Consider the following 12,971-nt stretch of genomic DNA (forward strand, 5'->3'; position numbering starts at 1 on the left):
GAATCTGTCGCCGAGCGGGTGATCGGGGGGTCGTCCCAACTGGAGAGGACAGGAGAGGGAGTATACGGGTACCGAAAGACCAGTACGGGTAACGGAAAACCGTAGCCGGAGTGCCCGATCGACAGCAGATAGTGGTATTATACCACATACTAATATTTGCGAGGTACTCGAGAGGGCGGAGCCCCCCCCCCACCCCTTCGTTTCGAGTGGAGATCCGCGAGGCCGTCGGGTGGGATACGAACTGGACAGTCGCTACTGGCGGGGATATCGGCCTGCTTTTCGGCTCGAGAAGGTTCTCAGCCCCATTACGATGGTGTATTCGCTGATACGGACGGTTCTAGTAATCCAGAAGCTAGTCTAGCAATATAGATGGCTCTGAGAACCAGTTCTAGTAGGATCTAGTAAATAGCATTCTATACCTAGTAAGAATATCTTGTTTGCTAGTACTGCGGATACTGTTTCTAGCCGACCCAAATAAATCTTCCCGTCACAAATTCCGCCGAACCCCCACCCACCCTCGTGGCTAGTTCCACCTGAAACGAAGGGGTGGGGGGGGTTGGACATCTCGATGCCGCCACCGTTTGGAAGATATTGCCATACCGATCCCCGCTAATCGGGGAAATCGTAACCGAACTCGCGACTCGAGCCGATTCGATCCTCCTTCAACTGCTCGATTGCTTTTCACCGACTCGAAACGTGGTCGCAACGAACGGATCGGTTCCGCAACGACCGCCCGTTTCGGTCGGAAACGGGGGGGGAAGGGAAGACTTTATTACCATGGTTTTCCTCTGTTTCGTTTGCATCAACTGGACTCGGAACGGGCATCTGGAACGGTGAATTCGGCCATGGAGGCCATCACACCGCTATATTCCCGCTCCCGGGTTCGGTGTTCCACTCGAAATAAGGGGGTGCTGCACGACGGATGTCAGACGACAACTCAGAGATCACTGGCTCGGACGAGGTCGACGGAACGAGCGGTTTCTCGACGGACTTCGAGAGCGCCGACCTCGGCGACGACGAGTCGAATCAGGGACTGTTCGACGACCTGCTCAGCGGCGAGCCCATCTTCGAGAACAAGGAAGTCCTCCGTCCGTCCTACACCCCACACGAACTCCCCCACCGGAGCGATCAGATCAACAAGATGGCGACGATTCTCGTCGCCGCGCTCCGCGGTGAAACGCCGTCGAACATCCTCATCTACGGCAAGACCGGTACCGGCAAAACCGCGAGCGCCAAGTTCGTCAGCAAGGAACTCGAGAGCACCTCACAGAAGTACTCGGTTCCGTGCGATGTCGAGTACATCAACTGCGAAGTTACCGACACCCAGTACCGCGTGCTCGCACAGCTCGCGAACAAGTTCATCGAGAAGAACGAAGCGCGGATTGACGACCGCGTCGCGACGCTCGAGTCGCTGCTCGACGATATCGACGAGTACGACGCCGACGCGGCGCGCCGCAGTGCCGACGCGACTACACCGGACGACGGCGCGGACGACCGGACGGCGTCGGACCCCTTCGATTTCGTTTCGAGCGCGGACGCGGAGCCGGACGCCGACGGTTCAGGTGGAGACGAAACCGGCGCTCAGTCTGGTGGTTCTGCAGTCGAAACAGGGGGGTCTCCGGACGGATCGACGGATGCCGCCGACTCCTCGTCGTCCGCATCGGAGACCGGGCGGGAGGTCGCCGGCGGTCCCGGCCACGACGAGGCCACGACCGATTCGTCCGCGCCCCCGCCGGCCCATCCACTCGAGTCGACGGCGTTCGAGACTCGCGCCGAGGTCGAGGACCGCATCGCCGAACTCGAGGACGACAAGGAGTCGTTCGAGGAGGTACCGATGACCGGGTGGCCGACCGACCGGGTCTACAGCGTTTTCTTCGACGCCGTCGACTACGACGAACGGGTCGTCGTCATCATGTTAGACGAGATCGACAAACTCGTCGAGAAAAGCGGCGATGACACCCTCTACAACCTCTCGCGGATGAACTCCGAACTCGAGAACTCGCGGGTCTCGATCATCGGTATTTCGAACGATCTGAAGTTCACCGACTTCCTCGATCCGCGGGTCAAGTCCTCCCTGGGTGAAGAGGAGATCGTCTTCCCGCCGTACGACGCGAACCAGCTACGGGACATCCTCAAGCACCGGTCCGAGGTCGCGTTCAAGGGGAACGCGCTCTCCGAGGACGTGATCCCGCTGTGTGCGGCCTTCGCCGCACAGGAACACGGCGACGCGCGACGCGCGCTGGACCTCCTGCGGACCGCGGGCGAACTGGCCGAACGGTCCCAGGCCGAGACGATCGTCGAGGAACACGTCCGGCAGGCCCAGGACAAGATCGAACTCGATCGCGTCGTCGAAGTCGTCCGGACGCTCCCCACCCAGAGCAAACTCGTCCTCTTCGCGATCATCCTCCTCGAGAAAAACGGCGTCCACAGCATCAACACGGGCGAGGTGTTCAACATCTACAAGCGCCTCTGCGAGGAGATCGACGCGGATGTCCTGACCCAGCGCCGGGTGACGGATCTCATCAGCGAACTCGACATGCTCGGGATCGTCAACGCCGTCGTCGTCTCGAAGGGGCGGTACGGCCGGACCAAGGAGATCAGCCTCTCCGTTCCACTCGAAGAGACGGAGGCCGTCTTGCTTTCCGACTCCCGACTGAGCGACATCGACGATGTCCAGCCGTTCGTTCAGGCGCGGTTCGAAAACTGACCGCGGCTGTGTCCGCGTTCCCGTCCGCCCTTCGCGTTCGCTGCAAGCGCTTCAATCCCTGTCCGCGTCCCAGCGCGATTCCAGCGGTGATTCAATCGGCCGGTATTCCGGCGTCGCGTTCCGATCCCCTTCGTTTCGACTCGAGTTCTCACGGACTGCGACACAGCCGCGAGCCGTGATGCAGCCGCGTCTCGGGGGGCGCGGATTCCGGGTGGAGACAGTCGGCGGTCGGTTCAGTGTCGATGCCGGCCGATCGCGACCGCGGCTCCGGCCCCGGTACTGGCGATGGCAGCGACCCCGGCGAGGTTCCCGTCCGGTCCGACACCAGTGGCACCCGGATCGGCGGGCGTCGGTGCCGGTATCGATCCCTGGGTTGTACTCGAGGGTGATGTCGGAACGAGCATTCCACCGAGGAGTTTGTCGAAGGTCAGGCGGACGTGCCCAAGCCACGGGATGCGGAACATCGCTTTGCCTTGAATCCACGTTGGTTTGACGACATCGCTAATCCCGTTTCCGTACTGGTCGTATCCGTCGTTGTTGTCACCTTTCGTGACGAAGCCGGCGTGCTCTGCGGGGCAGGTCGCGACATCCTCACAGGTCGCATCCCCGACGATCTCCTCGCTGGCCTTGGTATCGACCCAGTGTTCTCCCTTGTCGACCCAGAAGTGGGCGCGGTGGATCACCGGCGTTTCCGCTGGATCGCCGTTGGGTTGGTAGATGATCACGTCGCCGGGATTGCCGAACTTCTCGTGGTCGCTCTCCTGACCGTTCTCGAGGGTGACGACACCGGTTCCGCCGGCGGCAGCGTCACCGGCGAATCGGCCCTCGTCTGCGACGAAGATGAGATCGCCCTTGTGCATGTTCGGCTCCATACTGCTGCTTTCGACGGCGACGAGTGGGGGCCAGATACCGCTGACGCCGAACAGGAGGAGACCGACGACGGCGACGATGGCGACGCTGCTCAGGATATCCCGCGTCACCATGACGGTCTCGTTGTCGGTGTTGAGGAACCAGCGCAGGAGCCCGTCGTCTTCGATCGTCACGCCGTCGTCGGCGGTGGCGGCGTTTCCGGGTGGCTCCTCGGGTGCAGGCGGCGTTTGCGAACTGCCGGCGCTTCGATCCCGCTCGCGATCGTCGTCGCCGGAATCATCCGGGGGCGACCCGGCACTAGAACCGCTCATCGTCACTCGTTTTGCCGGGCCGTCAAATCAACTTTCCGTTCGCGGGGATCGCCCCGATCGTCTCAGTGACTGCCATCCTCGGCAGCCATCCCGAACAGGACGAGCGCGATCGTGCCCGTCGCGACGAAGGTACCCGTCGGTCCCAACCCGGTCGCTGCGCCTGCCGAGCCGACCGCCAGCCGAAGCTCTCCGACCCATGGCACCCGAACCATTGCTTTCCCGGTGATCCAGTCGGGGCTGACGATCGTCGTCTCGGCCCCCGAGCGTGGCAGTTGGTCGTAACCGGGATTGGCGTCGCCTTTCGTAACGAACCCGTCGTGCGGTGCCGGACACGTGGTGATCTCGTCGCAGGTCGCACCGTTCAACGACCCTGGGTCGGCTTTCGTCTCGACCCATCGCTCACCCTTTTCGACCCAGAAGTGGGCGCGGTGAATCGTCGGCGTCTTCGTCGGATCGCCGTTCGGGATGAAGACGATGACATCGCCGGCGCTGGCGAACTTCTCGTGGCCGTTTTCCCGACCGCTCTCGAGGGTGACGACGCCGGTGTCGCCGATGGCGTTTTCGCCGGCGAACCGATCGTCGTCGACGACGAAGACGAGGTCCCCCTCCCGGATGTTCGGTTCCATACTCCCGCTCTCGACGGCGACGAACGGCGGCCAGGTTCCGCCGATAGCGAACAGGAGGAGACCGATGGTCGCGATGATCGCGAGACTCGCTGCGACATCCCGACACGTCGTGACTCGCCAGTCGTCGGTCTCGAGCAGCCAGCGACCGATCCCGTCCTCGATCGCAACGCCGTCGTCGTGAGTGGGGTTCCTGCGGTCGTCGGACGCTCGATCTCGGCGGTCGGGCTCGCGGTCGGCTGGCTTGGCCGCGCGGTCACCGGGGTCGGCTCCCCGAGCCGAGTCCGGTCCCGAGCGTCCGTCAGGGGGTCCGGTCGGGTCGTCGCCCCGCGTCTCGCCGTCAGGCCCATCCATTGGGAACCGCTTTCTCCGAGCCGGGTATCAACCTTCCGGCGACCGTCGCGGGGACGGCGGATGGACTATCGTTCCGTCGACTCGAGCGCCGCGAAACCGGCCGCCGCGAGCGGGGCATTCGCTACCCTTTTGACCTCGCTCGCGAATGCGAGAGGTGTGCCACTCGAGGCCCCCGCTCGGATCGTCGGCGAACTCACGAGCCGCGGGTACAACGCCGAACGCGAGGCAGTGACGCGGCTCGCCGCGGCCGAGAACCCGAACGCGGCGCTCGAGCGCGTCCTCGAGGAGATCCCGGACGATGCACTGGTCGTCCGGACCGACCACGTGGAGACGGCCCTCTCGACGGCCGGCGCGGCCGGGGCGGTCGGGGCCGAGACCGTCGCCGGAGCTGAATCGCAGCCGGCTGATTCGACCCCTTCCGTTTCGACTGGAACCTCGCCCGAGGACCGCGACCCGACCGGCGGGTCTCCAGTTGAAACGGAGGGGTCTCGATCCGCCGATCCCGCCCAGCGCTCGCTCGAGATCGTCGGCGACATGACGGGCCAGAGCACGGGGACGGGCGAATACAGCGACTTCGTCTCCGTCTTCCGTGATCGGCTCGATCGACTGGGCGCGAAACTGCGGGGCCGAGTCAACCATCGGCCGGCGACGGCCATTCAGGACATGCCGGGCGGCAGCGAGGTGGCGATGGTCGGGCTGGTCAACGACATCCGCTCGACCGCCAGCGGCCACTGGCTGATCGAACTCGAGGATGCGACGGGAACGTTTCCGTGGCTCGTGATGAAAGACAGGGAGTACGCCGACCTCGTCGGGGAACTGCTCTGCGACGAAGTGCTGGCGATGGAGGGGACCCTGGCGGACGATTCGGGGATCGCATTCGTCGACGCGATGCACTTCCCGGACGTTCCCCGGACCCACGAGCCATCGACGGCGGACCGGCACGTGCAGGCGGCGCTGATCAGCGACGTCCACGTCGGCAGCCAGGAGTTCATGGCCGACGCCTGGAACGCCTTTGCCGACTGGCTACACACTCCGGACGCCCAGCACGTCGAGTACCTACTGCTCGCGGGCGACATGGTCGAGGGGGTCGGCGTCTACCCCGACCAGGACGAGGAACTCGACATCGTCGACATCTACGAACAGTACGAGGCGTTCAGCGAGCACCTCAAGAAGATCCCGGGCGACATCGAGATCGTCATGATCCCGGGGAACCACGACGCGGTGCGACTCGCCGAACCCCAGCCCGGATTCGACGAGGAACTCCGGGAGATCATGTCCGTCCACGACCCGCAGATCGTGAGCAACCCGTCGATGGTGACCCTCGAGGGCGTTTCCGTCCTGATGTATCACGGCGTCAGTCTGGACGAGGTCATCGCGGAACTGCCCGAGGAGAAAGCCAGCTACGACGATCCTCACAAGGCGATGTACCACCTCCTCAAGAAGCGCCACGTCGCGCCGCAGTTCGGCGGTCACACCCGCCTGGCTCCCGAGGAGAAGGATTACCTCATCATCGACGAGGTACCCGATATCTTCCATACCGGCCACGTCCACAAGCTCGGCTTCGGCAAGTACCACGACGTGCTCGCGATCAACTCCGGTTGCTGGCAGGCCCAGACCGACTTCCAGAAGAGCGTCAACATCGACCCTGACGCCGGCTTCGCGCCGATCGTCGACCTGGATACGCTGGACGTGACGGTCCAGAAGTTCTCCTAACGAAATTTTGCGCTGCGCTCTGGTGAGACGACGCCAGCAGAGCCGACACACGTCTCGCCGACGCTCGGCAACAGTTCGATCAAAAGTCCCTTTCCTTCGTTCGCTCGTCTCACTCGCTCACATCGGTCGTCGGCCCGCGAGCGCCTCCGACGCTCGCGGAACAACCACTTGCCAAGTTACTTTTGCCACAGCATTCCCTCGAAGCTTCGGGACCACTCCGATTACGGCTCGAGTCGAAACCGAACCGTCGGGGAGCCGTCGAACCGCGGGCCGTGGCCGCGCCGTTCGAACCCGAGGTCCTCGGCGGCCGTCTCGATGGAGTCGGCGTCCTGTGCCGCCAGCACTTCGACGGCCATCGACTCGCGTTCGGCGAATCGGACGGGTTCGGCCAGCAACCGTTTGCAGGCCTCGCAGGTGCCGTCGAGTTGGGTGACGTGAACGGTATCCTCGCGTGCGTCGAAGCTAATGAATCCCAGCAGGTCCTCGGGATCGGAGCCGCTATACTGCGAATCCGACACGTCCGCGTTCGGATCGTGGCTCCCGTCCTCGGCGACGCGGACCGTTCGGTCGTGGACGAGATTCCGCATCACGTCCGTTGGGGAGTCGGCGATCGACGCGAGCGCGTCGGCGTCGGCCTCGAGTGCGTCCCGTACGTTCATCGGCGTGTGGTAATGCGGTGCACGACAATAAATCCCGGTCGCGCATCCGTTGTCGTGCGCCGCGCGCTCGAGTCAGCGTCGCGATCGCGGGGGCGAACGGGGACAGGTAAAAATGCGGACGATGAACACAGTTATTTGCCCGCTCTGGTTACGGACGGAGTATGAGTCACACCATCGCACCGCTCGCGGCCCGTGAGGTGTCAGTATGCGCGTCGTAGCCAAGTTCGGCGGGACGAGCCTCGGCAGCGGCGACCGGATCAACCGCGCCGCCGATTCGATCGCCGCGGCCGTGGAGGACGGCCACGAGATCGCCGTCGTCGCCAGTGCCATGGGGTCGACCACCGACGAACTGCTCGACGAGATTTCCTTCGAGACCGACGAGGCCGACCGCGCTCAGATCGTCAGCATGGGTGAACGGACGTCGGTCCGCATGCTCAAGGCCGCACTGTCGGCTCGCGGTATCGATGCGATCTTCCTCGAGCCGGGCAGCGATCGGTGGCCGGTCGTCACCGACGAGTACGGCGAGGTCAACGTTGAGGAGACCCAGGAACGCGCCCAGGAGGTCGCGGCGGATCTCGACGGGACGGTGCCGGTCATCACCGGTTTCCTCGCCGAGGGGCCGGACGGCTCGATCACGACGCTGGGTCGGGGCGGCAGCGATACCACGGCCGTCATGATGGGCAAGTACATGGACGCCGACGAGGTCGTCATCGTCACCGACGTCGAGGGCGTCATGACCGGCGACCCCCACGTCGTCGAAGGGGCCCGCAACGTCGGCGAAATCTCCGTCGACGAACTTCGGAACCTGTCATTCCGCGGTGCCGAGGTCGTCGCTCCCTCCGCGCTGTCGTACAAGGACGGGAAGTTAGACGTCCGCGTCGTCCACTACCAGCACGGCGATCTCCTGTCGGGCGGCACGAGCATCGAAGGCGAGTTCAAGAACTTGGTCGACCTGCGCGAGCGGCCGCTCGCCTGTCTGACCGTCGCCGGCCGTGCCATCCGCAATCAGCCAGGTATCTTCAACCACCTCTCGGAGTCCGTCGCGGAGAGCGACATCAATATCGACGCCGTCGCCAGCGGGATGGACACCATCACGTTCTACATCGACGAGGAGGAAGCCGAACGCGCCGAGAACATCCTCCACCGCGAGGTCATCGCCCGCGACGAACTCTCGAGTGTCACCGTCGACTCGCCGATCGCCGTCATCCGCGTGACCGGCGGCGAACTCCCCAACCAGCCGGGGATTATCAGCGAGATCGTCAACCCGCTGGCCGAGGCCCGGATTCACCTGCAGGACATCATCACCAGCGCGACCAGCGTCGCGCTGTTCGTCGACTGGGATGACCGCGAGGAGACCCTCGAGTTGACTCAGGACCTGTTCTAGCTCGAGCGTGTCGTTGTCCGGACGCGACTCACGGTTTCGGGCACCGACTCGGACGCGACCGCTGGTAATACGCTATTATCTTCGTCGTTGCCCGCGTATACAGCTGCTGCTACAACGGTCACGGCCGGTGTATGCAGTCGCTAATATAGTGGTAACAGCATCGTAACGAAGGTGGTTGTCGATGCGGACGGGCACATGAGCACCGACCCGACAGCGACGGCGGTCCTCGAGGAGGTCGAGGCCGATCCGGACGCGATCCTTGCGGCGTTCGACGCGGACTCGCCCGCCGACCTCGTCGACGCCGGCGGCGACCACAACCCGAGACCGGACGACGCCGTCGACACGACGGCGACTGACCTGTTCGCCGACCTCGCGGCCGGCGAGACGGCGGCTACAAACGGTACGGACGGTGAGCCGCCGGCTGCGAACGCCACCGATGCCGATTCCGACGGGATGGGACGCGCCACCGACGCCGACGGCGGAGCCCCGACGCGTGCGGACCGCGAGTTCGAATTCGTCGGCCACCCGGACATGATCATCCGTGGCGACGGCGACGTGATCGACGCTACCGCGGTCGAACTCGGCGCGCTCGTTGCGACCGACGTCGTCGCTGCCGACTCGACCGATCCCGCTGACTGCGTCGACCCTCGCGCGGCACCCGATACCGACTCGACCGACGCCACCGCTTCGTCGCGGACACTCACCATCCGTGACGGGCGGACCGAGAGGCTGGCACTCGTCGGTCCCGAACCGACGAGGACGCGGATCGCCGACGACGTCTTCGGTGGCGTCCGTGTCGACACTCACTGAGTCCGCGGCCGTGATCGTCTCCGTCCACACTGTGTCACCGTCGGCTCCGTTCGCGTGCGGTCCACCGATTCCGTCCATCGATGCGTCGATCCGTCCGGCGGGGGCCGTCTCGAGCCATCGACGCTCACAACCTCTCAGCTAGACTGAACACGCTGGGCGGCGTTGAGCGGGTATGGTCGCGTACAAGTCGAAAGTAGTCGAACGGATCACCCTTCCATCGAAAGAACGACGAACGCAGGCGCTCGAAGCGGCTGGATACAACGCGTTCAATCTCCCAGCGGACGACGTGTTTATCGATCTCCTGACCGACAGCGGGACGGGCGCGATGAGCGACGACCAGTGGGCCGCGCTGCTTCAGGGGGACGAGGCGTACGCCGGCTCGTCGAGTTTCGACCGCCTCGAGTCCGCGGTCGCGGACGTGATGGGGTTCGAACGCGTGGTCCCGGCTCATCAGGGTCGCGGTGCCGAAAACGTTCTCTACGGTAGCCTGCTCGCCGAGGGCGACGTCGCGCTCAACAACACGCACTTCGATACGACGCGAGCGCACGTCTCGAATCAAGGTGCCGATCCGGTCGACTGTCCGGTTCCGGGAGCCCACGATCCGGCGACGAACGAGCCGTTCAAGGGTAATTTCTCGATCGAGCGGGCTCGCGAAGTCGTCGACGAGGTCGGCGCGGACCACGTCCCGCTGGTGATCCTCACCATTACGAACAATTCGACGGCGGGCCAGCCGGTCAGCGTCGAGAACACCCGTCGCGTCCGGGCGTTCGCCGACGAGATCGACGCCACGTTCGTGATCGACGCCTGTCGGTTCGCGGAGAACGCCTACTTCGTGACCCGGCGCGAAGACGAGTTCGCGGACGCGACGGTCGCCGAGGTGGCACGCGAGCAACTCGGGCTCGCGGACGCGCTCGTCATGAGCGGGAAGAAAGACGGGCTGGCGAACGTCGGCGGGTTCGTCGCGACCGACGACGAGGCCCTCTTCGAGCAGTGTAAACAGCGCGCGATCCTCTACGAGGGGTTCCCCACGTACGGCGGCATGGCCGGACGCGATGTCGCCGCGATGGCAGTCGGCCTGCGCGAGGCCGTCGAGGAGTCGTACATCGAGGATCGGGTCGAACAGGTCCGCGAACTCGGCGCGATGCTCGAGGAGGCTGGCCTGCCGGTGTACACGCCGACCGGCGGGCACGCGGTCTACCTCGACGCGGGAGCGACTTTTCCGGAGATCCCGGCCGAGCAGTTCCCGGGGCAGGCGCTGGTCTGTGAACTGTATCGGGAAGGGGGTGTCAGGGGCGTCGAACTCGGGAGCTTCGCGTTCCCCGAAACCGACCGACCGGAACTGGTTCGACTCGCGGTCCCACGCCGGACCTACCACCGGGAGCACTTCGAGCACGTCGTCGAGACGGCCGAAGCAGTCCTCGAGAAGCGACACGAGGTATCCGGACTCGAAATCGCTTCCAACCCCGCAGTCCCCGAGCTTCGTCACTTTTCGGCGTCGCTCGAGCCGGTCTCGGCCGAAGCCGCGACCGCTGTTGACGCGGGATCGGACTGACGGACGGGTGCGGCCGACGCGAGTTACCGATTCGAGAAAGCGCTGCGCGCTCGCTCTCGAACCGTCTTCGGTTCGGGCTCGGATCGACTCCTGAACTGTCGCTTCGCGATCGTTTGCAGCCCCTTCGATGTCGCTTCGGACCGTATCATGTCGGCCGCCCAGTCGGGAACCTGTGACTCGAGCTCTCGGCGTTTCTGCGCTTTCACTCTGCTGAATCGGCGAAGCGCGACGCCGACGCCGAGGAACAATCCGGCGTCGACGATCTCGCGTCGGAACCGGTCCCGGTCGTTGCGGACCGCGATCGCTTTCACCAGCGAGAGCAGCCCGATCGCCAGATAGACCTTCGAACTCTTCGACGGATCGCCGCTGAGCATCCGTTGGAGCGCCATACTGGGGCACGTACCACATTCATCCCCGATAAAACGACCCCGGCAGGCGACGGGACCCCATGAGTCGGGCCATCAGACGCGCCCGGCCGCCACCGCCACACCGCGGTGGCGCTGGTCGTCGATCGGTTCGATCGAAAACCCCAATCGCTCGTAGAACGGCCTGACATCGTCGTCGAACCGGGCCGTGAGCCGCTTTTCTCGCTCGAGCGCCCGGTTGATCAGCGCCGAGCCGATCCCCCGACCCCGGTGGCGACGGCGGACGCCGATCGCCCCGACGTGGGCACCCGGCTCGCTCTCGAGGGGTTCGAGGACGGCCGTACCGAGTACCCGTTCGCTCCCATCGGATTCGCCGGCCGGCTCCGTGCCGCCTCGCCGATCGCCGGCCACGAAGACGTCTCCGTCGTCGATTCGCTGTTCTACGTCGCCCGGCTCGAGCATCGCCGCGTCGAGGATGCGACGGACCTCCAGAACGTCGTCGGCGGTGGCGGTACGGACGAACATGTGTCAGATGCGTCGGCCGGCGTGGGCCAACAGCGCGTCGATTGTCGCTCGATCGACTCTCGCTTTCGGCAGGGCAACCACGAGGGACATACGCGGAGTACCACATCGATGGGGAAAGCGGCTGGGCTTTCACCGATCGCGCGAGCACCGAGGGGTTCGTCGTCCGGGAGTGATGGTATTACCGTACATGGTTCCGTGCTGTCGGGAGCCACGATCGACCGATTCCCGCCAGTAGCGCGTCACCGTCGGAGTCCCTGAGGGCGACCGCAGTGAACTCGTGAGGAACCAAGTCACCGTCGGCCGTTCGGAGGGCGGCGTCGACTCGAGTGCTCCCGGTCTCGATCGCCGCCTGGATCGATCCCCCGTCCGGTCCCTCGTAGAAATCAAGCGCGTGCATCGACTCGATCCGTTCGTTCGAATAGCCCGCTCTCTCGGGCAGCCGCTCGTTCCAGTCCTGACGGTTCCCCTCCGCATCGAGGACGTAGAACACATCGTCGATTGCATCCGCCAGGGCACCGAGTTCGTCGTCGCGATCGCTCGAGAAGTCGACGGCGTCCGCGCCGGCTTCGAATCGCTCGATTTTCGCCGTCAACCGCGCGATCGCGCCCCCCGTGTCGCTGGGGATGACGAGAGCGAGGAGTTTGACCGTCGGGACTGCGTCCAGTAGCGGCCGGACCACGATGGACCGAATCGACTATGCGAGTTCAGTAGTCGCTGACCGGCTATTACTGAGCGGGTCGGTGCCGCAGAAACTCTTGCCAGCTGAATATTTATCCCGATCGACTCTGATGCAGGGTGGTAACTGCTCCTCCGAGTCGGAGACGCTACGGACCGAGTCGCCAGCGTTACCCGCCCTTGATCAGCCGCAACACCGTTACGTGGTCGCTTTCGACGGGCTGATCCTCCGGGACCGGACGCCCGTCGACGAGGACGCTCACCTCGTGGGGACTCAACTCGACCTCGCGGAGCAGGTCCGCGTACGTCGGCGTGGCGTCGGTGGGATCGCCGGTCGCCTCCCCGTCAGCCGCGACCCCCGCCACCGCCTCGAGTTCGAGTTCGTAGGTGTCCTCGCCCTTGACATCGACGGTGACGTGCATA

12 protein-coding genes are annotated in these 12,971 nt (G+C 64.7%); 5 read left to right on the forward strand and 7 right to left on the reverse strand.

The genetic code is table 11. The annotated features are described in order from the left end of the window. The first annotated feature begins 922 nt into the window (after positions 1–922). On the forward strand, positions 923–2,707 hold the full coding sequence (locus FGF80_RS00005; protein WP_006185010.1) for a Cdc6/Cdc18 family protein: 1,785 nt from the start codon (positions 923–925) through the stop codon (positions 2,705–2,707). Between the two features lie 233 nt (positions 2,708–2,940). Here the strand turns inward: FGF80_RS00005 and FGF80_RS00010 are convergent, their stop codons facing one another. Then, positions 2,941–3,888: a S24/S26 family peptidase gene (locus FGF80_RS00010; protein WP_138651453.1), complete on the reverse strand. Its 948-nt coding sequence runs from the start codon at positions 3,886–3,888 to the stop codon at positions 2,941–2,943. Positions 3,889–3,950: 62 nt separating this feature from the next. Further along, positions 3,951–4,865 (reverse strand): S26 family signal peptidase, encoded by a 915-nt coding sequence (locus FGF80_RS00015; protein ID WP_138651455.1) that lies wholly within the window; start codon positions 4,863–4,865, stop codon positions 3,951–3,953. A gap of 156 nt (positions 4,866–5,021) precedes the next feature. Between FGF80_RS00015 and FGF80_RS00020 the strand changes: the two genes are divergently transcribed. Then, the gene (locus FGF80_RS00020; protein WP_138651457.1) at positions 5,022–6,578 is read left to right on the forward strand and encodes a DNA-directed DNA polymerase II small subunit; all 1,557 of its coding nucleotides are present in this window, start codon (positions 5,022–5,024) and stop codon (positions 6,576–6,578) included. A 221-nt stretch (positions 6,579–6,799) separates the two neighbouring features. On the opposite strand, the gene FGF80_RS00025 is transcribed toward FGF80_RS00020, so the two are convergent. Further along, entirely contained in the window at positions 6,800–7,237 is a 438-nt protein-coding gene (locus tag FGF80_RS00025; RefSeq protein ID WP_006185014.1) for a hypothetical protein, read from the reverse strand. Between the two features lie 205 nt (positions 7,238–7,442). Here FGF80_RS00025 and FGF80_RS00030 point away from each other — a divergent pair, with 205 nt between their 5' ends. From FGF80_RS00030 to FGF80_RS00040, 3 genes are all read left to right on the forward strand, one after another. Beyond that, positions 7,443–8,621, forward strand: coding sequence for an aspartate kinase (locus FGF80_RS00030; RefSeq protein ID WP_006185015.1), 1,179 nt, complete (start codon positions 7,443–7,445; stop codon positions 8,619–8,621). A gap of 195 nt (positions 8,622–8,816) precedes the next feature. After that, a complete protein-coding gene (locus FGF80_RS00035; RefSeq protein ID WP_138651459.1) occupies positions 8,817–9,431 on the forward strand; it encodes a hypothetical protein in 615 nt (204 codons plus the stop codon). Positions 9,432–9,603: 172 nt separating this feature from the next. Further along, on the forward strand, positions 9,604–10,983 hold the full coding sequence (locus tag FGF80_RS00040) for a tryptophanase (protein ID WP_138651461.1): 1,380 nt from the start codon (positions 9,604–9,606) through the stop codon (positions 10,981–10,983). Positions 10,984–11,006: 23 nt separating this feature from the next. Here FGF80_RS00040 and FGF80_RS00045 read toward each other — a convergent pair whose 3' ends face one another. The 4 genes from FGF80_RS00045 to samp2 all read right to left on the reverse strand — a co-directional run bounded on the left by FGF80_RS00045 (position 11,007) and on the right by samp2 (position 12,970). Then, positions 11,007–11,372 carry a hypothetical protein gene (locus FGF80_RS00045; protein WP_006185018.1) on the reverse strand — a complete coding sequence of 122 codons (366 nt, stop codon included), beginning with the start codon at positions 11,370–11,372 and terminating at the stop codon, positions 11,007–11,009. A gap of 72 nt (positions 11,373–11,444) precedes the next feature. Then, positions 11,445–11,873, reverse strand: a complete 429-nt coding sequence (locus FGF80_RS00050; RefSeq protein ID WP_006185019.1) for a GNAT family N-acetyltransferase — start codon at positions 11,871–11,873, stop codon at positions 11,445–11,447. 178 nt (positions 11,874–12,051) lie between these two features. Further along, on the reverse strand, positions 12,052–12,552 hold the full coding sequence (locus tag FGF80_RS00055) for a PAS domain-containing protein (protein WP_175416955.1): 501 nt from the start codon (positions 12,550–12,552) through the stop codon (positions 12,052–12,054). 166 nt (positions 12,553–12,718) lie between these two features. Further along, a complete protein-coding gene (samp2, locus tag FGF80_RS00060; protein ID WP_006185021.1) occupies positions 12,719–12,970 on the reverse strand; it encodes a ubiquitin-like small modifier protein SAMP2 in 252 nt (83 codons plus the stop codon). Position 12,971 lies beyond the last annotated feature (1 nt).

The organism is Natrinema pallidum (assembly GCF_005890195.1).
GTDB lineage: Archaea > Halobacteriota > Halobacteria > Halobacteriales > Natrialbaceae > Natrinema > Natrinema pallidum.